The sequence below is a fragment of the Larkinella sp. VNQ87 genome (assembly GCF_049445795.1).
Taxonomy (GTDB): domain Bacteria; phylum Bacteroidota; class Bacteroidia; order Cytophagales; family Spirosomataceae; genus Larkinella.
On record NZ_JBMSDT010000026.1, the window covers coordinates 21,748 to 41,810 of the forward strand.

Annotated in this window: 16 protein-coding genes; 11 read left to right on the forward strand and 5 right to left on the reverse strand. The window is 54.3% G+C overall.

Annotation, left to right across the window (positions count from 1 at the left end; translation table 11 throughout):
* Nucleotides 1-84 precede the first annotated feature (84 nt).
* From ACO2Q8_RS28910 to ACO2Q8_RS28920, 3 genes are all read left to right on the forward strand, one after another.
* Nucleotides 85-2,787, forward strand: a complete 2,703-nt coding sequence (locus ACO2Q8_RS28910) for a TonB-dependent receptor domain-containing protein (RefSeq protein ID WP_423348391.1) — start codon at nucleotides 85-87, stop codon at nucleotides 2,785-2,787.
* Nucleotides 2,788-2,870: 83 nt separating this feature from the next.
* Nucleotides 2,871-3,524 (forward strand): YceI family protein, encoded by a 654-nt coding sequence (locus ACO2Q8_RS28915; protein ID WP_423348392.1) that lies wholly within the window; start codon nucleotides 2,871-2,873, stop codon nucleotides 3,522-3,524.
* 173 nt (nucleotides 3,525-3,697) lie between these two features.
* Nucleotides 3,698-6,538, forward strand: coding sequence for a PQQ-dependent sugar dehydrogenase (locus ACO2Q8_RS28920; protein WP_423348409.1), 2,841 nt, complete (start codon nucleotides 3,698-3,700; stop codon nucleotides 6,536-6,538).
* 140 nt (nucleotides 6,539-6,678) lie between these two features.
* Here the strand turns inward: ACO2Q8_RS28920 and ACO2Q8_RS28925 are convergent, their stop codons facing one another.
* Nucleotides 6,679-7,443, reverse strand: a complete 765-nt coding sequence (locus ACO2Q8_RS28925; RefSeq protein ID WP_423348393.1) for an NUDIX hydrolase — start codon at nucleotides 7,441-7,443, stop codon at nucleotides 6,679-6,681.
* A 78-nt stretch (nucleotides 7,444-7,521) separates the two neighbouring features.
* Here ACO2Q8_RS28925 and ACO2Q8_RS28930 point away from each other — a divergent pair, with 78 nt between their 5' ends.
* Complete coding sequence (locus ACO2Q8_RS28930; RefSeq protein WP_423348394.1) at nucleotides 7,522-8,700, forward strand: esterase; 1,179 nt, start codon at nucleotides 7,522-7,524, stop codon at nucleotides 8,698-8,700.
* A 16-nt stretch (nucleotides 8,701-8,716) separates the two neighbouring features.
* Here the strand turns inward: ACO2Q8_RS28930 and ACO2Q8_RS28935 are convergent, their stop codons facing one another.
* From ACO2Q8_RS28935 to ACO2Q8_RS28945, 3 genes are all read right to left on the reverse strand, one after another.
* Nucleotides 8,717-9,136, reverse strand: coding sequence for a DoxX family protein (locus ACO2Q8_RS28935; RefSeq protein ID WP_423348395.1), 420 nt, complete (start codon nucleotides 9,134-9,136; stop codon nucleotides 8,717-8,719).
* Between the two features lie 71 nt (nucleotides 9,137-9,207).
* Nucleotides 9,208-10,812: a hypothetical protein gene (locus ACO2Q8_RS28940; protein WP_423348396.1), complete on the reverse strand. Its 1,605-nt coding sequence runs from the start codon at nucleotides 10,810-10,812 to the stop codon at nucleotides 9,208-9,210.
* Nucleotides 10,802-11,407 (reverse strand): RNA polymerase sigma factor, encoded by a 606-nt coding sequence (locus ACO2Q8_RS28945; protein ID WP_423348397.1) that lies wholly within the window; start codon nucleotides 11,405-11,407, stop codon nucleotides 10,802-10,804. The genes ACO2Q8_RS28940 and ACO2Q8_RS28945 overlap by 11 nt, the downstream gene beginning before the upstream one ends.
* 231 nt (nucleotides 11,408-11,638) lie before the next feature.
* Here ACO2Q8_RS28945 and ACO2Q8_RS28950 point away from each other — a divergent pair, with 231 nt between their 5' ends.
* From ACO2Q8_RS28950 to ACO2Q8_RS28980, 7 genes are all read left to right on the forward strand, one after another.
* On the forward strand, nucleotides 11,639-12,301 hold the full coding sequence (locus tag ACO2Q8_RS28950; RefSeq protein WP_423348398.1) for a hypothetical protein: 663 nt from the start codon (nucleotides 11,639-11,641) through the stop codon (nucleotides 12,299-12,301).
* Nucleotides 12,302-12,357: 56 nt separating this feature from the next.
* Nucleotides 12,358-13,164, forward strand: coding sequence for a PepSY-like domain-containing protein (locus ACO2Q8_RS28955; RefSeq protein WP_423348399.1), 807 nt, complete (start codon nucleotides 12,358-12,360; stop codon nucleotides 13,162-13,164).
* A 102-nt stretch (nucleotides 13,165-13,266) separates the two neighbouring features.
* Nucleotides 13,267-14,718, forward strand: coding sequence for a S41 family peptidase (locus ACO2Q8_RS28960; RefSeq protein ID WP_423348400.1), 1,452 nt, complete (start codon nucleotides 13,267-13,269; stop codon nucleotides 14,716-14,718).
* A gap of 25 nt (nucleotides 14,719-14,743) precedes the next feature.
* Nucleotides 14,744-15,685 (forward strand): hypothetical protein, encoded by a 942-nt coding sequence (locus tag ACO2Q8_RS28965; RefSeq protein ID WP_423348401.1) that lies wholly within the window; start codon nucleotides 14,744-14,746, stop codon nucleotides 15,683-15,685.
* Between the two features lie 106 nt (nucleotides 15,686-15,791).
* Complete coding sequence (locus tag ACO2Q8_RS28970; protein ID WP_423348402.1) at nucleotides 15,792-16,847, forward strand: Kelch repeat-containing protein; 1,056 nt, start codon at nucleotides 15,792-15,794, stop codon at nucleotides 16,845-16,847.
* Nucleotides 16,848-16,852: 5 nt separating this feature from the next.
* Nucleotides 16,853-17,179, forward strand: coding sequence for a DUF4907 domain-containing protein (locus tag ACO2Q8_RS28975; protein ID WP_423348403.1), 327 nt, complete (start codon nucleotides 16,853-16,855; stop codon nucleotides 17,177-17,179).
* Nucleotides 17,180-17,337: 158 nt separating this feature from the next.
* Entirely contained in the window at nucleotides 17,338-18,684 is a 1,347-nt protein-coding gene (locus ACO2Q8_RS28980) for a DUF4270 family protein (protein ID WP_423348404.1), read from the forward strand.
* On the opposite strand, the gene ACO2Q8_RS28985 is transcribed toward ACO2Q8_RS28980, so the two are convergent.
* A complete protein-coding gene (locus ACO2Q8_RS28985) occupies nucleotides 18,681-19,961 on the reverse strand; it encodes a Gfo/Idh/MocA family protein (protein ID WP_423348405.1) in 1,281 nt (426 codons plus the stop codon). The two genes, ACO2Q8_RS28980 and ACO2Q8_RS28985, sit on opposite strands and share 4 nt — an antisense overlap.
* Nucleotides 19,962-20,063 lie beyond the last annotated feature (102 nt).

A 20,063-nucleotide genomic window follows, 5' to 3' on the forward strand; every position in this document is an offset into this window, starting at 1 on the left:
TCCCACCTCTTTAGTCTATTCCGTTTTTCTCTGTCCGTACACGGTTGTTGTTTTGTCATTCCAATGTCTAATGAACTCAAATCCATGAGCAAGTTTTCCCTCTCACTTCTTTTTATAGCAAGCAGCCTGGTCACTGTCCAGACTTTCGCTCAGTTTCCGGGCGGGGGCGGACCGGGCGGTGGTTTTGGCGGCCGGATGGGGCAACCAGGCCAGCGCGGTAATCAACAACAGGAAAAAACCTTTATTCCCGGCACCGCCGACGATGATAAACCCCGGGGTAACGGGAAAATCAATGGATATCTGATGGATTCGACGTCCAACAAACCCGTCGAATTTGCCACCATCGCGCTGATCGACGTCAAAACCGGAAAGCCCATTGACGGAACCACGGCCGATGCTAAGGGGAAATTCAGCCTCACCCGCCTGGCGCCGGGGGACTACAAGCTTCAGTATTCGTTCCTGGGCTATCAGAACAAGACATCCAACCCCATCAAAATCGAAAAAGGATCGGACATCAACGTCGGCATCGTTAAAATGTCGCAGGATGTTCGGATGTTGAACGAAGTGACGGTGACGGGCCAGGCCGCACTGATCGAAGAAAAAGTAGACCGGCTGGTCTACAACGCCGAAAAGGATATTACCTCGAAAGGGGGCGATGCGGCCGATATTATGCGGAAAGTACCGATGCTGAGCGTTGACCTCGACGGAAACGTCAGCCTGCGCGGAAGCAGCAACGTGCGGGTATTGATCAACAACAAACCCTCGACCATCATCGCCAGCAGTGTAGCCGACGCTCTCAAGCAGATTCCGGCCGACATGATCAAAACCGTGGAAGTGATTACCAGCCCCTCGGCCAAGTACGATGCCGAAGGATCCGCCGGGATCATCAACATCGTGACCAAAAAGAACACCCTGCAGGGTGCCACCCTGAACATGGACATTGGCACCGGAAACCGGAGTTCGAACCTGAACCTGAACGCCAGCTACCGGCAGGGAAAAATGGGCTTCAACCTCGGCGGTTTTGGCCGGGCTATGTACAACGTCCGGGGCTCGTTCAACAGCACCCAGACCACGGTCAGCCAGACCGGTACGACCACGACGATCCAGAATGCCGACACCCGGCAGGCCGGTATGTTTGGTAACTACCAGTTCGGTTGGGACTATGACATCGATAAAAATACCTCCCTTTCGGCCAGCGTTCGGTACGGGCTGCGGAACATGATCAACTACCAGGACAACCTGCAAACGTTGTCCTACATCAACCTCCTGGCCAACCGCACGGGCCGGAACGTCGAGTCGAAGAACAATTCGGGAACCGTCGATGCGAACCTGAGCTATACGAAAACATATAAAACGAACCAGGAATTGAGCATCCTGGGTCTGTACAGCCGCAACAGCAACACGAACAACTTCATCACTGAACTGCTTAACGGCACCGATATGCAGACGGTGACGAGTCGCCAGAAAAACGAAAACCCGAGCTACAACCAGGAATCGACAATTCAGGTCGATTACCAGACGCCGATTACCCGCAACCAGTTGTTCGAGATCGGGGGTAAAGGGATTTTCCGGAAAATCAACAGCGACTTCACGTTCTACACCACCAACGGCGATAACGAGAATTACGAAATCAGCCCGATCCAGCCGTCAAACGCCCTGGACTATGATCAGAACATCACGGCCGGTTATGTAGCCTACACGCTCGCAACCAAAACCAAGTGGACGTTCAAAGCCGGTGGCCGGTACGAATACACCTTCATCAATGCCCGGTTTAGCAACAGCAGCGAACAGCCGACCGCCGACGTCAGCGACATTCCGGACTACGGCACGTTTGTTCCGAGCGTCAACATCTCGAAAAGCATCAAAGGCGGAAAAATCATCAAACTGGCCTACAACCGCCGGATTCAACGCCCGGGTATTCAGCAGTTGAACCCCAACATCAACGCGGCCAACCCGCTCAACATCAGCCAGGGGAACCCCAATCTGGCACCTGAACTGACGGACAACTTCGAACTGGGCCTGAGTGGTCAGATTAAGAAATTCTACCTGAATGCCACCCTGTTTGCCCGGATTACCGACAACTCGATCACGAGCGTTCGGGATACGTCCACCCGTAACATTGGCACGGAACTGAATCCCAATTTTCAGACGGTGATCAGCACGACCACGCAGAATATCGGTACGGAACGCGCCTACGGGGCCAACCTGTTCACGAACGTGACCCTGTTCTCGATCTGGCAACTGGGCGGTGGCGTCGATTTGTACCATACTTACCTGACCAACAACAACGCCAATCCGCTGTACGGAGCGTCGAACTCCGGCTGGGTTGTGGGTGGACGGTTGTTCACGAGCGTGACACTGAAAAACGGCTGGGGGATTCAGGGTTTCGGCGGGGGCCGGGGTCGTCAGATTACCCTGCAGGGCTACCAGGGCAGCTTTGCCTTCTACAACCTGGGCGTGAAGAAAGATTTCAAAAACAAACGGGGCAGCATCGGACTGGCGGCTGAAAACTTTTTCAACTACCCGTTCAAAGTTCGTTCCGAGTCGATTTCGCCCCTGCTGACCCAACGTAGCGTGAACAACATGTACAACGCCGGTGTCCGCGTCAACTTCTCGTACCGACTGGGTAAAATGAGCATGGACGGCTCCGGTTTCAGCTTCGGACGCCGGAAGAAAACCATCAACAACGACGACCAGAAAAGCGGTGGCGATGACAACGGCGGAGGGGGTATGCAACAACAATCCGCACCAGCCGGTGGGCAGGGCGGTGGCCGTCCCCGGCAATAACAATTCCTGACTATTCCCGACGGGATTCTGCGCTGCGGAATCCCGTCAAACCCGACCTTTCTTTAAACCAACCTCTCTATTTTATGCAAACCAAACAAATCCTGGCCAGTTTCATGGCCGTCGTTCTGTTGTCGGCCAGCCCGTTGATCACGTTTGCCGGAACAAATGGCCCCGAGAAAAGCACCCGAAAAGTGATTGCCAAAACCGTTACCTATGTTGTTGATACGGAACAAAGTACGCTCGTCTGGAACGCCAAAAAAGTCGGTGGCGAACACACGGGAAACATCAAACTTTCCAAAGGCGAATTTGTCTTCAATGGCAACAAACTGACGGCGGGTAATTTCACGGCCGATATGACCACCATCACCGAAAACAAAGGCAGCGAACGCGTGGTAGGTCACCTGAAAAATGACGATTTCTTCGCGGTTGATAAAAACCCGGTTTCGACTTTTAAAATCACCAAATTAGCGCCCATTGCCGGAGCAAAAGACGGTCAGCCGAATTACACCGTTACGGGCGACCTGATGATCAAGGGAACCACCAAACCCATCAGCTTCCCGGCCACGGTCAAACTGGATGGCGACAACGTGGAAGCACTCGCTAAATTGACCGTAAACCGGCTGGAATACGACATCAAATACCGGGCGGCTGTCATCGGAACGGCGGCCGATAAAATTATCGAAGACACTTTTACACTGGATCTGAAACTGATCGGCCGGAAGTCAAAACCGATGTAGCCGGTTCGACCTTCACGCCAACGTCATTCATTGTTTCAACGGTTCCCAATTTTCACTGATCCATGATCGATCAGGATGAAAATGAGAAACAGTTGTGAGAATGAATGACTTTTTTTTGATACATTTAGGTGTAAAAACTACACAATAAAACCCAGTATAGAGTCCATCCTATGATGAAGTACAACCCTTACCTTTCAAAACCGTTTTCCTTTCTGCTGAACGCTGCCCTGATTGCCGGGTTAGCGTCGTTCACCCTGCAGGACAACCCAAATCAGAAACCGGATGAAAGCCGGTTTACGCCGGTCGTCGTGGCTGAAGGGCTGGACGAACCGATGGTCTTTGAACCCCTGAAAGATGGCTCGGTGTATATTGTCGAGCGTAAAGGCGCTTTCAAAAAGTACGATCCGGCCACGAAAACCGTCAATCTGATTGCCAACATCCCGGTCAACACCAAATACACCAACGCCGAAGGCGTTTCGCGGGAAGCCGAAGAAGGACTGATGGGCCTGTCGCTCGATCCGAATTTCGAGAAAAACCATTGGGTTTATCTTTATTACGCCCACCCAACCGAAAAAAAACACCTGCTGACCCGCTGGGACCTGGTCAATGACAAACTCGTTGCCGGTTCCGAAAAAGTTGTGCTTGAAGTGACGACGCAGCGGGAAGTCTGCTGCCACACCGGGGGCGGCATGACCTGGGACAAAGCCGGAAACCTCTACCTGACCGTGGGCAACAATACCGGCAACCAGCAGGCCGCCCAGACCGACGAACGGCCCGGCCGCGCTAGTTGGGATGACCAGGGCCACGCCGGAAACACCAACGACCTGCGCGGCAAGATTCTGCGCATTCACCCCGAACCGGACGGTTCGTACACCATCCCGGAAGGCAACCTGTTTCCGAAAGGCACCGCCAAAGCGCGTCCGGAAATTTATTCGATGGGCCACCGCAACCCCTGGCGGATTGCCATCGACAGCAAAACCGGGTTTATCTACTGGGGTGAAGTAGGCCCGGATGCCAACGAAGATACCGAAATCGGCCCGCGTGGGTACGATGAGTTGAACCAGGCCCGCAAACCGGGGAACTTCGGCTGGCCGTGGTTTGTCGGCAACGACCAGGCCTTCCCGGTTTACGACTATGCCAACAACAAACCGCTGGAGAAAAAAGACCCCAAAAAGCCCATCAATAACTCGCCCAACAACACCGGGTTGACCGAACTGCCGCCGGTTGCGCCTAATTTCATTTACTATCCGTACGGCGTTTCCGAGAAATTCCCGCTGGTGGGCAGTGGTTCCCGGAGCGCTACGGGTGGCCCAATTTACCACCGTGCTGATTTCAAAAATCCGAAACGGCCCTGGCCCACGTATTACGAAGGCAAATGGATTGCCACCGACTTTTCACGCGGCTGGATCATGGCGATCTCAATGGACGAAAATGGGGATTATAAATCGATGGAACGGGTGTTGCCCAGTTACCGCCCGGTCGAACCGATTGACATGAAATTTGGACCAGACGGCGATCTCTACGTACTCGAATACGGCAGCAACTGGTTCCGCAAGAGCGACAATTCCCGGCTGGTTCGGATCGAATACAACGGCGGCAACCGCAAACCGGTCGTTTACGCGTCGGTCAGCCAGAAAGGCGGTACGGTTCCGTTCAAAACCACATTGTCGTCGGAAGGCACCAAAGATTTTGACGGCGATGCGCTGAAATACCAGTGGAAAGTAACCTCCGCTGCCGGCGCACCCCGCGTCTTTACAACCGCCAACCCGACGGTTTCTTTCGACAAACCGGGTGTCTACACAGCAACGCTGACGGTGACGGATCCGAAAGGCGCCAGCAACAGCCAGTCAGTCAAAATTATTGCCGGGAACGAACCGCCCGCCGTAGCCGTCAACCTGACCGGCAACCGAACCTTCTTCTTCCCCGACAAACCGATTCAGTACGCTGTCCAGGTAACGGACAAAGAAGACGGTAGCCTGGCCAAAGCCAACGCGGCTCCGGGAAAAATTGACCCCGCGCGGGTAGCCATCAGCATCGACTACACCTCCGAAGGATTCGATTTTGCCGAAGTGGCCCAAAGCCAGCGCAGCGTCGATGCGTCCACGCAGTTTGCCGTGGCCCAGACGCTGATCAACCAGAGCGACTGCAAGGTGTGCCATCAGGTCTCGACTAAATCGGTCGGTCCGTCGTTTCACGACATTGCCAACCGGTATAAAGCCAAACCCGAAACCGATCGGCTGGTGAAAAAAGTCATCAACGGCGGGGGCGGTGTCTGGGGTGAAGTGGCCATGCCTGCGCACCCGGCCATGTCGGTGGCCGATGCAGCCGCCATTGTCCACTACATTCTGAACAGCACCGAAAAGACGTTGAGCACCTTGCCCATACAGGGTAGTTATACGGTCAAGATTCCCGAAGGCGACAACGGCCGGGGCTCAGTGCTGGTCCGGGCGGCTTACACCGACCGAACCGTGAAAAACATTCCATCACAAACCTCAGAAACCCAGCTTATTCTGCGCAACCCGGTTGTCAGTCCGGCTACGGCTGAGATTACGCAGGGTGTCGACATCAAGGCGCGGGGGATGGGAAATGGGGTTAGCCTGATGGCGTTTGCCAATGGTTACATCGGCTACAAAAAGCTCGACCTGACCGACATCAAACAACTTGAACTGATGGCTTCGGCCCAGAAACGCGAAGGTGCCGTGGGTGGTACGGTCGAAGTCCGGCTCGACTCGCCCACGGGTGAACTGATTGGTCAGACGCAGATCGAGGTGGCTCAACCCCGCTCGGCCCCGACGGCCACCGCCATCCAGAATGCCGGGGGCGCGACGGCCAGTACGCAGGCCAAACCAGCGTCAACCCCTGCTCCGGCCCGCAGCGCCGGACCGCCCCGAATCGATCTGAAAGAAACGAATGGTGTGCATGATGTGTACCTGGTTTTCAAAAACGACCAGGCCAAGCCCATCGAGCCGTTGCTTTCGTTGGGAAGTATTACGTTCAATCACACGAAGAAATAATTTCGGAGACGGCAATCCGGCTATGCAAACCGCCGGATTGCCCAATCGTTGGTGAAGCAAAGACCATAAAATTGCTGAAAACCGTGGTCTCGGCAAGCGGTTTCGGGAGTTGAGATGCTAAACATTCCGGCTCCGAAACGCTAGGTAAACGCCAGATCGCCATCCTTGAGGGCTTTCTTATATTTCTCGGTGTTGAACCGAAAGAGATACGGCGACTTATAAGCCCCGCCCTTCCGCTGCTCTTCCAGCCGCTCGATGATTCCCAGTGCCCGCATTTTCTTGGAAAAATTACGGGGATCGAGCGGGCGATTCAGAATGGTTTCGTACAACCGTTGCAACTCCGGCATTGTAAACTTCTCGGGCAACAGATTGTAACCGACGGGTTGCCAGCTAAGCTGAACCCGCAGCGTTCTGAGCGCTACTTCCACAATGTGGTTGTGATCAAACAGCAAAGGCGGCAGCTTTTCGACATCCCACCACCGGCATTCGTCGGTCAGGAAATCCGCCGTTGGCGTTACTTTGGAAAAGTCGACCAGCGCAAAATAACCGATGGAAACCGTTCGGCTGGGCCACTGGCGCGTCGACGGATCGGGCCAGCTCAGCTTGCGGTGGATTTCGGCCCGGTCGTACCGCACCTCATCGCCGAACGTATGAAACTGTTGCAGAAAGAGCTCGTTAATCCCCGTTCGCTCTTTCAGAATCCGCTGAGCCGCCACATCGACAGACTCGGTCCGGTAAATAAAACCGCCCGGTAGTCCCCATTCCTCTGTCCCTTTCCACCGCAACAGCAACACTTTCAATTGGTTATTGGAAAACCCGAAAATCACGGAGTCGACCGAAAGGCCGGGTAGGCATCTGGCATCAGCCTCCCGAAAGTACTCCACCAACTGTTGTTTGAAATCCATGCAGAAAAATAAAAAATAGCCTTTATGTACAATTTACATATTAAGTTTTTAACTTTAAGCTTTGTCAGGGTAATCCCAATGATAAAAACACTGCTATTCCTAAACCTGATCGTACTGGGCCTGTTTTCGTCTGTTTGGGCGCAACAGGCCCATGTCAATTTAGACTGGAGCCCGCACAAGAATACGCAGAATCTGAATCCCTTCGGCGCGAATGTCATTTCCCCTGAAGTCGGCGACGACCGGATGGTGACCTTTCGGCTGAAAGCGCCCCAGGCTCAGGCGGTTTTGCTGACGGGCGGTCCGCTGCTGCTGGCGCTCAAAGCCACAAAGCCGATTCCGTTTCAAAAAACGACCGATACGCTCTGGACGCTTACGGTTGGACCGGTAAAGCCGGATATCTACGTTTACAAGCTCATCGTCGACGGGGTTACGGTCGTCGATCCGAACAATACACTGACCGGTTTTTCCGATCAGCCGGGTTACAGCCAGTTGGTCGTTCACGGCGATGGTCCGGCCTACTACGACGCCCAACCCGTTCCGCACGGCCTGGTGACCCGCCATGTCTATCATTCCCATGTCCTGAACGGCGAACGGGAAATATACGTTTACACCCCGCCCGGTTATAATCCGAAGAAGAAATATCCGGTTTTATACTTGCTTGGGGGTAGTGGAGAGTTGGCGTCGACCTGGGCGCTCGATGGCCGGGCCAACTTCATCCTGGACAACCTCCTGGCCGAAGGCAAAGCCGCTCCGATGCTGATTGCGATGCCCAACAACCAGGTCGTTCACCGCAGCGACCCTCGACATACCGAACTGACTTTCAAGCTTTTTGAAGAAGAACTCCGTAAACACATCGTGCCGTTGGTGGATCAGCAGTACAGCACCATTACCAAACCGAAAGGCCGGGCACTGGCGGGTTTGTCGATGGGCGGACGGCATACGCAGATGGTCGGTTTCAACTGCCTCGATTTGTTCGGCTCCTTTGGTTGCCTGAGTTCCGGCGATCTGAATACCGAGCAGGTGAGCGCACCCTTTCTGAACGATCCGGCCGTCAATAAAAAAGTGGATTACCTCTTTGTCGGACAGGGAACCGGCGAGGTAGCGACCATCGGACAACGAACGGTAGCCCTGCACGAAGCGTTGCAAAAGCACAACGTCCAACACGAATACTACGTTGGAGGGGAAGGCGCGCACGATTGGGGCACCTGGCGGCACCTGCTTTATTACCGGTTTTTGCCAAATCTGTGGCGAAAATAACCCGTTCCGGGCCTCATCACCCGGGCCAGGTTTTAGAGGTTCGTCCATCGACGGAATACTTGCCAGGGCCAATGAAAAAGAGGGTCGTATAAATCAGCAGATACAGCAAAGGCATTTCTTTTTTTCCAAACGGATCACTTCCGTGGGCAAAAACGGTGATAACCAGCATGTTGATCATCAAAATCAGGGTTGCCAGCCGGGTTTGAAAACCGAGGATGAGCAGCAGCGAGCAGCCGAACTCCGCCAGCATCGAAAGAATCAGCGAGGGAGCACTGCCAATGCCGATCGGATCACCGAATTCGAAATTCCCGGTCGTTACTTTCATGAATTTTGGCCAGCCGTGCGTCAGCATAGTCGCCGAAACACCCAGGCGCAGCAACAACAACATGGCATGGACTGCCGAAGGACTGGCCTTCGTTCCGAAGAGAGGGTTCATAGAAAGGTCGTCTCGTTTTCAACTAAACGACCTTTCCAGGGTTCTTGTTCATCAGAAGGTTAACACAACACTCAGAATTGGTATAACAACCGTCCCCGAAAACCGGCGGTCGTCTCGTTCAGGCTAATCCGCGAACTGGTTACGGGAGTCGACACAAACGGACTGATCTGCACTGCCCAGTGACCAACCTGCTTTTCAACGCCCAGGCTCACCAGCCAGCTATGGTACAATTTGGGATCGCAATCCCGGTAAATCGATTTCCGATCGGTTTCGTAGAACATCGGCGGTTTACGATGCTCAAAGGTAATTTTTTCAAGCGTGCTTAGGCTTAAACTGGCTCCCACCATGGGCAAAACGGAGATCGAATTCCCGATCGGCAAGCGGTATCCCACTGTTAGCGGAACCTGCCAGGAGCGGGCATCCTGTGAAATATTGATCACTTTAACAAATGGATCAGCAGGAACCTTATCCGGAAACTCCTTCCTAAAATCAATTTGGCGCTTCTTGAGGTAGTCGATGTCCGATAGAAAATCCCCCCCGGCAAGCTTGATGTAATTCAGCCCGGCACTCACGACCAGGTGTTTGCCCACCAGCATTTCCCCGGCTATCCCGTAGCCGGTTTGGCTACCCGCGACCTGCCCTCCAACGCCCAGCCGAAACTGAAACCGGGGCTGTGGTTCTTCTACCACTGGTTTAGCCGCCAGTACCGGGGTCGACGAAGCCGGATAGAAAGGCCGAATCCGGCGGATGCGACGCTGGTAACCTTCTTCATAATAACTCGAATCGAAGGAAAGTGCCTGACTCCGTAAACGAACAGGTTCCCAGGAAAGCGTCGTTGGAGCGGCTAAATGGGCGGGCGGATTGGCCGTTCCGCTTCCGGATGTGCGGTTTTCACCCGACGATTCGGACGCATACGATGGATTCGTTGCGTAGCCCGACGGTTTTTGCCGACCCGCATAGCGACGGTTTCCACGCTCCGTCGTTGCGGTGCTCCGGTACGAATCGGTTTCGTACGAATTGCGGGACTGATTGACAGTACCTGACGGGGTCGTGTTCCGATCCGGGCGGTTGAGGTCCGTCCGACGGTTTGATTCGGTTAGCCGTTCCCGGGAATCCGGCCGCGATAACACATTGGTTTTCTTGCGGTTGGAACCGACCGGCAACGAAACTCCGGTTTCCGATTCGGTGGTTACCTCCTCGTTTTCAGACCGATCCTCAGCCTTTTCCGAGGTAACATCTAAGTCCAAACGATTTGCCAGCGTTTCTTCTTCCGAATCCGAACGATACCGGGGTGCATCCGGCGAGACACCGGGAACAGGCTTTATCACTTCCCGGGTAATGTAAACCGTATCGACCCGGGGCTGAACAGCGGTCGGTGAATCGGCAGCCACCTCTGCGGGCACTTGTTGCAGGACGTCGACGGAATCTTTGAGTGTCTGGACGGTCTGTTCCAGTTGCTGGTTCGTACGGTATTGCCACACCGTCAGCATCAGCAAACCGGCCACTGATGCAGCACTCAGCATCGGCATCAGCCACTGGGTTGCGGTTCCTCCGAGGGAAGGCACGCCGTTTCGGCGCAAAAATGACCGGAGTTGGAGCCAATCGTTTTCCCGGAATGGAGGATCGATGTCCTCCAGCTTTTTTCGTATAGATTCCTCAAATTTATCAGTTTTCATAGTAACGAACAGGAATCGCAGGATCAGATGGAAAGAGATGTGGATAGGCAGACCGAATAGCCTGCTGAAGGCGTTGCCGCGATCGTAAAAAGTGGGATCGGATCGTGGCTTCGTTGCTTTGCAACACCTCGGCAATTTCCCGAAGGCTGTAGCCATCTACTACATGCATCGAGAAAACCGTCCGGTACGCGGGCGGCAGTTGCTGAACCAGCGCCAGGATTTCATCGGCCGAAATCCGGTCGACAACATCGTCGTCGAACGGCACGTCCTGACCCGTTTCCAGCGAATTCATATCCAGTTTGTGGTATTTCCGGTAATAACTGATCGCCGTATTGATCAGGATCGACCGTAACCACGCCTTGAAAGGGTGGGAAGCATCGTATTGATGCAGCCGTTGGAATACTTTCAGGAAACTCTCGTTCAATACCTCCTCTGCCTCTTCCGTAGTAGCCGAATACCGCAAACAAATGCTTTTTGAATAACTATAAAATTTTTTATACAAAACACGCTGAGCCTGCGCATCGTGGTTGCGGCAGGCTTCAATCACACTGTCCAGATCGTTTTCCGTAAAGGAAAGGCGCTTTTTAAAGAACAAGGCCGTAACGATTTAAGTAAACAATTCACTCATGTTATCCTGTACGCAAAAGCCAGACCGACTGTTGCAGGCTTCAGCCACTTTTTTCACATTTTTTTCACTTCCTGAATTTCCGATTTTTTTTTCGAATTATCCTGCAACGGCACCGGATTTCCGGGCGTAATGACAATTGTAACGTTGGAAAATCGGTTCGGCTTCGATACCGGCTCCGAACCAGAACTTGAGAAGGTAATGAAATTACAGTTGTTGGTCATCGCGGACAGTCTGCATTACGACGCAGGCCTGAATTCCCGGCAAAGCTACATCGACCAGTTCGTGCAGCAACTGGAACGGGCCGGGCAGGAAGTCGTCGTAACGTACCATGCCCCCATGCCCTTGCATACAATCGCGGAGGTGCTGCATCGGGTACCGCTCCGCCGGTACGATCTGATTATTCTTCAGATAGCCAACCGGCACCTGCGCGACGCCCGGCTCTCGCTCCGCCCCACGCCCGGCGAAAAGCTTTTGGAATTGGCTACGATGTGGAAAATGCGCATACTGTCGTGGCTGATCAACATCCAACCCTTGCGCGACGTGTACACCCAGTTAGCCCGGATTCTGGAAACACTCCGGTTTCATCGGCACCGGGTGATTTTACTGACTCCTTTCCCCCACCGGGAGCCCGTCAGCGGCTGGTTGCGCCGGAAAGGTTCCGACCTGCTGAAAAGCCAGGGATCCCACCGCGGTTTTCATGTATTTGATGTACAGGCGCTGATTGATAGCCGCGAGGAGTTCTTTATTACCGGCGACCGCGAACGCCTGAACGCCATCAGTCACGAACTGCTGGGCCGACGGCTTTATGACTTCTACCGTGCCGAGTCGAGCCTGACGACCGGCCAGTTGAAGCAGGAGTAGGCTTACCGTAGCATTACCAACCAACCTATAATTTTTATTCTAATTAGCACAAAACCATGAAGCAACTCCTTTTTATCGCATTGGCGGTCGTGGGCCTGTACGGTTGTAATCAGGACCAGCAGGCGGTTTCTCCGGATTCCGATTCAGAGGTCGCAGCCACCAGCACCGCCCGTCTGGCTTCCGACAGCTCCGGTTTTTTTTGCCGGGATTCGATTACCCGGATTGAAGTCAGCGCCCTGCCGACCGCCGTCAGCAGCTACATTTCCGCCAACTACACTGGCGCGACGATCGAGTATGCTGCGCAGGATGACAATGGCAATTACCTGGTGAGCATCACCCAAAATGGGGAGCGGAAGGCATTGTTGTTCAATGCCGATGGCAGTTTTAACGAAGAACTGGCTTTCAGGAACAGAAAGGGACGGAACGGAGGTGGCAAAGGCCAACGCAGTAAGCTGGAGGAGATTGCCGTCACCGAGCTTCCGTCGGCCATCACATCCTACATCAGCACGAACTACGCCGGAGCCGAAATCAAAACGGCCGCCCAGGACAGCACCCGGGGTTACCTGGTCATGATTACCGTAGACGACCAGAACAAGACGCTGTTGTTCAACACCGACGGTAGCTTCAACAAGGAAGTCTCGAAACCGCTGAAAGGCCGGTTTACCAGTGTTGCTGTGGCCGATTTGCCCGCGTCAGTAACCAGTTACGTGACCACCAATTACGCCGGTTCCACCATTAAACAGGCCGTCCAAGAAGAAGACGGTGATCTGATTGTGTGGGTAAAAACCAGCGACAGTAAGTATGTAGCACTACTTTTTGCGTCCGACGGCACCTTCAAACAGGTGCTGAAGCAGCGAGGATAAACCGCCTGTGCCATTGCCTTCCCCGGCTGAACGGGTAATGCGGTCGGGGAAGGTGATGGCAATGAGATTTGAAAATGATGAAACAACCTGAATTATCAATTTATGAAAAACACCCTGCGAAGTCAACCGGCCTGGTGGAGCCTGGCCCTACTGTTGGTCAGCCTGTTGTCGGGCTGCCAGAAAGAAGCCGATGACATCGATCCGGACCCCACTACCTCCACGTCGGAAAACGAAACCGTCAACAACTGGATTCTGGAGAACATGCGGGATTACTATTACTGGAACGATAAAATTCCGTCGAATCCGGATCTAACCCTGAACCCATCCGACTTTTTTGACTCCCTGCTCTACACCTACGATGCCACGACCCGCCCCGACGGCGACCGCTTTTCGTGGATCGAGGAAAACGCTGATGACCTGACGGCATCGCTGAGTGGCGAATCGACCACCACCGGCATGGAGTTTATGCTGTACCTGCGCTCGCAGGGATCGACCAACGTGATTGCCCAGGTGCTCTACGTTCTGCCCGACTCTCCGGCTGAAAAAGCCGGTTTTAAACGGGGAGACATCATCAGCAAAGTCAACGGCCAGACCATCACGACCAGCAATTACGTTTCGCTGCTGTATTCCGGTGCGACCAACTACAGTTTCGGGCTGGCCGAGGTACAGAATAATTCACTGGTCGATACCGACAGAACGATTTCAGTCACGGCTACGGTTTTGCAGGCCAATCCCATTTTCATCGATTCTATTTATACGGTGGGGAGCAAAACCGTTGGCTATCTAATGTATAACCAATTTGTTCCGGCTCCCAATAACAGCAACGGTTCGGAATACGACGATCAGGTCGATGCCATTTTCAGCAACTTTAAAGCCAAAGGCGTCAATGAGCTGATCCTGGATTTGCGTTACAATCCGGGCGGTTACACCTCGTCATCGGCCAATCTGGCGAGTCTGATCGGCAAAAATATTGACAACAGTAAAGTGTATTTCCGGGAAGAGTGGAACGCCACACTGACGCCCTACATCCGGCAGGAATACGGCGAGGAATTTTTCGTCCAGCGTTTTCTGAACAAATCCCAGAACATCGGCAGCAACCTGTCGCGGGTCTTCGTCCTGACCACCGATGGAACGGCATCCTCCAGTGAATTGATTATCAATGGGCTGCGTCCTTACATGACCGTTACGACGATCGGTACGACCACCTATGGCAAAAACGTAGGATCCATCACGATCGTCGATGATACCGGCGAGATTAAGTGGGGCATGCAGCCGATTGTGTTCAAATCCTTCAACAGCCTGGGCCAGTCGGATTATTCGGGCGGTTTTGCGCCGAACGTCGAGGTGGAAGAACCCCTGGAGCTGCAACCGCTGGGCGATGTCAGCGAGACCCTGCTCAACGAAGCCCTGTACCAGATCACGGGCAGTCGGCTGGGACGCCGGGGCGTTTCGGCTGGAAATGAGCTGCCAGCTTTGGGTTCGTCCATCCAGCGCAAAGCCGGTGGAGGCCGAATGATTAAGCGTTTGTCAACCTTTAAAACCGTCAAACTATAATACACCTCTAAGCTGGCTTTTTGCCATGAAAACTGTTTTAACCACCTTCTGGCTTGCCATTTTAGTCAGCCCCGCCTTTGCTCAGGGAACGGCAGACTATTACCGCCCGTCGTCCGGACTCACCGAAGAACCGGGTTCGGAACGTCATTCGGCCAAAAACCGCCGAACGGAATTGACGCAACTCGTGGCGCGATACGGACAAGCGTACATACGAGAGCGTTGGTATGTGGGAATGGACGGTTTTTTCCGATCGGATCAGGGTCAGCTTTCGCAAACGTTCAACGGTTTGATCAGTACCCAGGCCACGACCAAATCCGGCTGGAGCGCCCTGATTGGCTGGGTCGGCGATGAGCGTTGGGCGGTTGAGGGGGGCTATGCCCGGTCGCCGATTCACAATACGCTGCTTGTCGGCAGTGGGACGAGCGCCCTTGATCTGCGGTTTACGAACGACAAACACGGTTTTCTGGTACGCGGGAAACGGCGGCTGCAGTTTGGCAAGCAAACCGGCAAATCAGGGCTGTGGCTCGGAGCCGGTTTCTGGATAGTGCCGAACAACGGCCAGGAACTGAGTCAGTTTATGATTGAAGGGTACAGTTACTCGGGTTTCGGAGGCAGCTTCCGCCCATCGTCCCGACCACAGGTCGACACGATCCAGATTCTGGGCGATACCCGGTTAAGCCCGAAACTTAGCGGACTGGCCGAAGCTTCCGCCGAATACACGGTTAAGCTCGGCGGCCGGTTCGATTTGAGCCTGTTTGCCCGAAAATACTGGGGATTGGGCAACTCCATCACCACCAACCTGGATTATCGGGTCAATGGCGGAGAGTCGCAAACCGCCGTCCTGCGGGGCAACGGCAGCGGCTGGAGCGTAGGCATCTCGTTACGTTATGTGTACGCGCTCCGCTACGACCTGAAAACCATGCCCCGCATTTTTAACCTGCGGGGCAACCGGCAAAACATCTTGTGAATGCAATGAATTGTAACCCATTATTAACGAAATACGCACTTTTTTTCCCTTTTCCGTTGTCGGACTGGCAACGGCTTTTCTGTTTACTCACTTTCCCCTTTTTTCTATGAAAAGTTTATTTCAACGCCTGTTGTTTTCGATTTCAGCCCGGTTTTCTCACGTTGTTCCGGCCCGACGCCCCCTTGTGGTTACCTTATTTGGCTACGCCCTGGTCTGGGTGGCCTGGGGTGTCGTTCTGAGCAGTTGCGGCACCGACGATGAAGCCGGGGTGCTGGGCGACTGGCGCCGTCGGTCCGATTTCGAAGGCGTGGCTCGTAGTGCGGTTTCTGGTTTTGTCATCAACAACATTGCCTACATGGGTACCGGCACCAATGCCGACAACGACCGGCTCAAAGACTTCTGGTCGTATAATCCGGAGCGAAATACCTGGACACAACTAGCTGATTTTGAAGGAGAAGCCCGCAATGCTGGCGTCGGTTTTGCGATTGGCACGAAAGGCTACATCGGCACCGGACTAAATGCCAACAGCGACCGGCTAAAGGATTTCTGGGAGTACGACCCGGTAGCCGATACCTGGAAGCGTATTGCCGACTTCGGCGGTACGGCCCGGCGCAATGCCGTTGCGTTCTCCATTGGCAACAAAGGCTATGTCGGGACCGGCTTTGATGGTAATTATGTGAAAGACTTCTGGTCATACGATCAAACGACCGGCCAATGGGCTAAAATTGCCAGCTACGGCGGAGCCAAGCGGATCGGTGCCGTTTCGTTCGTGATCGACGGGCTGGCGTACGTTGGAACGGGCAACAATAACGGCTCGGCTGAACGCGACTGGTGGGCCTACAACCCGGCCCAGGATCTCTGGATCGAAAAAGACGATTTTGAAGATGAGGAACTTGTCCAGCGCAGTTACGGCGTCGGGTTCGCCATCGGCTCGAAAGGCTACATAACGCTGGGCGACGGAAGTACGACGGTTTGGGTGTATGATCCGGCGACGGATTCCTGGGATGACCTGGGAGCCTTCGAAGGTTCGGCCCGCCAATATGCCTTCGGATTCGCCATCAATGGCAAAGGGTACATCACAACCGGCAGCAGCGGCTCGGGCCGTTTCGACGACCTGTGGGAGTTTGATCCGAATGTTGAACAAAACACCGACGAAAATTAGGCCCTATGAAGCGCAAACACCTTCAGTCTGCGGTTGTCCTACTGCTGGGTTTGGCCATCATTACGGCTTACTATTTCCTGCGGCCTAAACCGAACTACGAACTACAGACCGTTGCAACACCAACCGGATGGGGCTATCAGGTTATGCTGGATGGCGAGCCCGTCATCGATCAGCCGACCATACCCGGTCAGGCGGGCCACCGCAGTTTCGTCAGTGAAGAGCAGGCCCGGCGGGTCGGCCAGCGGGTGATGTCCAAACTCCGCCTGGGCCAGTTTCCGCCCACCCTCACCCCGCGGGAACTCGCCGAACTGGGCGTTCCGATACAACATTAACCGATGGGCGGGATTCGGTTTACAGTATTCAGTATACGGTTTTCGGTGGCTGGCGATGTTCCCAGCCCAGGTAGATCATTACCGCATACCGTAAACTGATTACTGTAAACCGTATACTGAATCCCCTCAACCACCTTGACTTTGTTCCCTTTTATTCTATGCAAACTTTTCTGCGCTTTGCGCTACCGATGCTCACGGCCCTTATCGCTGCGGCCTGTATGTCGGGAGATTTAGATGTCGGTCAGAACCTGATCAAGCCCGACGAGAACCAGATTCAGTACATCGACACGATGACCGTTCAGTTGTCGACCGTGATGGTGCCCGATTCCTTCATCACCTCCTCCGACAGCAGCGTAGTAGTAGGCCGTTGGGCCGATACCCAAACAGGATTAATGGAAGCCCGGGGCTTTGCCTCGCTTTCGTATGTCACCAACGACTTGCCCGACCAGCGGGGCATCCGGTTTGATTCGCTGGTGTTGGAGATGGATTTTTCCTATGCGGTAGGCGACACGCTGAATACGTTCCCGCTTCGGATTCACCAGCTTCAGCAAGCGCTCGACGTCAATGCCGTTCATTACAACACGCAGTCTGAGCCGTACAAAGCCCAGCCGCTGGTTCAGACAGCCATTCTCCCTCAGTTTGCCAAGGAGATTGAGGAAGGGAAAAACCGTCAAATCCGCATCCGGCTTCCTGAGGCTCTTTCGCGAACGTTTTACGAGAAGCTGATCACTAAGGAAATCAACGACGCCGAAACCATGGGTGAATTCTGGAAAGGATTCGCTTTTCTCAGCCCGGTAACTCAGAACACGTTTCTGGCGTTTAACCTGACGTCGGCTAACTCCGGCATTCGGCTTTATTACCGGGGCAACGACATCAGCCAAACCACCTATGAGCTGCTGTTTCCCTTCCAGGCGGCCCATTTTTCGAGCTTGACCAATAACCGTGCCGGTACCCCGCTGCAAGCCCTCCAGCGACTATCGGACGCCGTGCCCAGCCAAACGACTCAAAAAGCGTCGTTTGTGGTTCCGGGGGCGTTTCTCTACACCCGGATTGAAATCCCATCGCTCAGCAGTTTTATAAAACCAACGGGTTTTATCGGCCTGAACCGGGCAGAACTGGTGCTGGAGCCGATTCGGAAAAACATTCGCGATAATGCCGCACCTCCCGACCAACTCGGCCTGTTTTTTACCAACAGCCAGAATGAAACCGTGGAAGCCGTGCCCGGCCAGTCGACCGGTACCACGAGCGCCGTAGCCAGTTATGCTGCCTTCGCCAACGAACTGGAATTTGAGGATACGTACACGTTCAATCTCACGTATCAACTCAACCGAGTCCTACGGGGCGAAACCACCAATCGGCCGATGCTCCTGCGGGTGCCAAGCAGCGAGCTTACGCTGAAAACCATGCTGCAACGCGCCACCCTGGGCAACTGGTACCAATCCGAAGATCGAGTCCGGCTAAAGCTCTACCTCACGATAGCTTCCGGAACGGGCACCAGCGGCTAAAGCAGATCCCACTCAGGGCGGTACTCCCGCGACAGGTACGAGTTGGCTTCCCGGTCGCGGACAAACTTTTCCCGGCGGGCATTCCAGTCCAGCTTGCGGCCCAGCCGGTACGAAATCAGCCCCAGGTGCATTGGCATTGTCATGCGCCGGGCGTACTCCAGGTTCGATTCCGGCTGCGTGCGGGCTTTGACGGCATCGACAAAATTCTGCTGGTGCCCGGGCGAGCGCGAAATCGACTGCGGGATTTCCGCGATGTCGGTCATCACGATGCCGTTGACGGTGATTTCGCGGGAGCCATAATCGCAGAGGAGCGTACCTTTATCACCCTCGAAATAGGCCCCGATCCCGCGTTTGGCGGCTCCCGGCACGTTGGGCGGCACCGATGTCCAGTAAAGGTTCAGGTTGTCGAACTCATACTCAATATTGATCGCTTTGGGAGCGTCGGCGATTCCGTCCGGCGCTTCTCCCGTCGCGCTAACACTTTTTAGGTTTTTGGGTTCAATCGACCACCAGACAATGTCGGCGATGTGCGACCAGAAGTCCTGAAATACTCCGCCCGAATAATCCAAAAAATAGCGGTAGGTAAAATGGCAACGCTGCGGAGTATAAAGTGATTTGGGAGCAGGCCCGAGCCACATATCCCAGTTGAGCGTGGGCGGGGGCGTCTGGTAATTGGCCGGACCCAGATCAGGGGGCAAGCCGGTTTTCCATAACCGGACGGTATGCACGTTCCCGATGGCACCGCCCCGAATCAGTTCGACCACCCGGTGGTAGTTGTCGCCCGCGTGAATCTGTGTTCCGAGCTGGAATACCCGCTTGTGGCGGTTGAGGCATTTGAGCATCTTCTGGCCCTCCCGTACGTCGAACGAAAGCGGTTTTTCGCCGTACACATCCTTCCCGGCTTCAAAGGCCAGCATGGCAATCTGCGCATGCCAGTGATCGGGCGTGGCCACGGTCACAGCGTCGATATCCTTGCGGTCCAATACCCGCCGAAAGTCGTTGTATCCCAGGGCTTTCGTGCCGGGATTCAGTTCCGCCAAGCGTTTCAGGCTGTTGTTGAGGTGGTCCTGATCCAGATCACACAAGGCTACAATCTCGACCTCGGGTAATTTGGCAAACCAGCCCATGTGGTTGTTGCCCATGCCCCCCAGGCCAATGTGGGCAATGCGCAGCCGGTCGCTCGGGGCCACTTTTCGAACGGTTGGAAAAAAAGCGAGACCGAGTGCACCCGCGCTGCTCTGTTTTAAGAACGTCCGGCGGTTCAGCGAATGATTCATGAGAAAGGAAGGGATGGAAATTGATTTTTCAAGGTACAAAAAATCAATTTCCGCCCTTCGCATCCTCACGCAAATAATTACTTCATCCTAGAAATCAATTCT

Excerpts from the sequence above, each read along its gene's own strand:
- ACO2Q8_RS28910 (WP_423348391.1), top strand. The coding sequence starts at position 85 with ATGAGCAAGTTTTCCCTCTCACTTCTTTTTATAGCAAGCAGCCTGGTC.
- ACO2Q8_RS28915 (WP_423348392.1), top strand. The coding sequence starts at position 2,871 with ATGCAAACCAAACAAATCCTGGCCAGTTTCATGGCCGTCGTTCTGTTG.
- ACO2Q8_RS28920 (WP_423348409.1), top strand. The coding sequence starts at position 3,698 with ATGAAGTACAACCCTTACCTTTCAAAACCGTTTTCCTTTCTGCTGAAC.
- ACO2Q8_RS28925 (WP_423348393.1), bottom strand. The coding sequence starts at position 7,443 with ATGGATTTCAAACAACAGTTGGTGGAGTACTTTCGGGAGGCTGATGCC.
- ACO2Q8_RS28930 (WP_423348394.1), top strand. The coding sequence starts at position 7,522 with ATGATAAAAACACTGCTATTCCTAAACCTGATCGTACTGGGCCTGTTT.
- ACO2Q8_RS28935 (WP_423348395.1), bottom strand. The coding sequence starts at position 9,136 with ATGAACCCTCTCTTCGGAACGAAGGCCAGTCCTTCGGCAGTCCATGCC.
- ACO2Q8_RS28940 (WP_423348396.1), bottom strand. The coding sequence starts at position 10,812 with ATGAAAACTGATAAATTTGAGGAATCTATACGAAAAAAGCTGGAGGAC.
- ACO2Q8_RS28950 (WP_423348398.1), top strand. The coding sequence starts at position 11,639 with ATGAAATTACAGTTGTTGGTCATCGCGGACAGTCTGCATTACGACGCA.
- ACO2Q8_RS28955 (WP_423348399.1), top strand. The coding sequence starts at position 12,358 with ATGAAGCAACTCCTTTTTATCGCATTGGCGGTCGTGGGCCTGTACGGT.
- ACO2Q8_RS28960 (WP_423348400.1), top strand. The coding sequence starts at position 13,267 with ATGAAAAACACCCTGCGAAGTCAACCGGCCTGGTGGAGCCTGGCCCTA.
- ACO2Q8_RS28965 (WP_423348401.1), top strand. The coding sequence starts at position 14,744 with ATGAAAACTGTTTTAACCACCTTCTGGCTTGCCATTTTAGTCAGCCCC.
- ACO2Q8_RS28970 (WP_423348402.1), top strand. The coding sequence starts at position 15,792 with ATGAAAAGTTTATTTCAACGCCTGTTGTTTTCGATTTCAGCCCGGTTT.
- ACO2Q8_RS28975 (WP_423348403.1), top strand. The coding sequence starts at position 16,853 with ATGAAGCGCAAACACCTTCAGTCTGCGGTTGTCCTACTGCTGGGTTTG.
- ACO2Q8_RS28980 (WP_423348404.1), top strand. The coding sequence starts at position 17,338 with ATGCAAACTTTTCTGCGCTTTGCGCTACCGATGCTCACGGCCCTTATC.
- ACO2Q8_RS28985 (WP_423348405.1), bottom strand. The coding sequence starts at position 19,961 with ATGAATCATTCGCTGAACCGCCGGACGTTCTTAAAACAGAGCAGCGCG.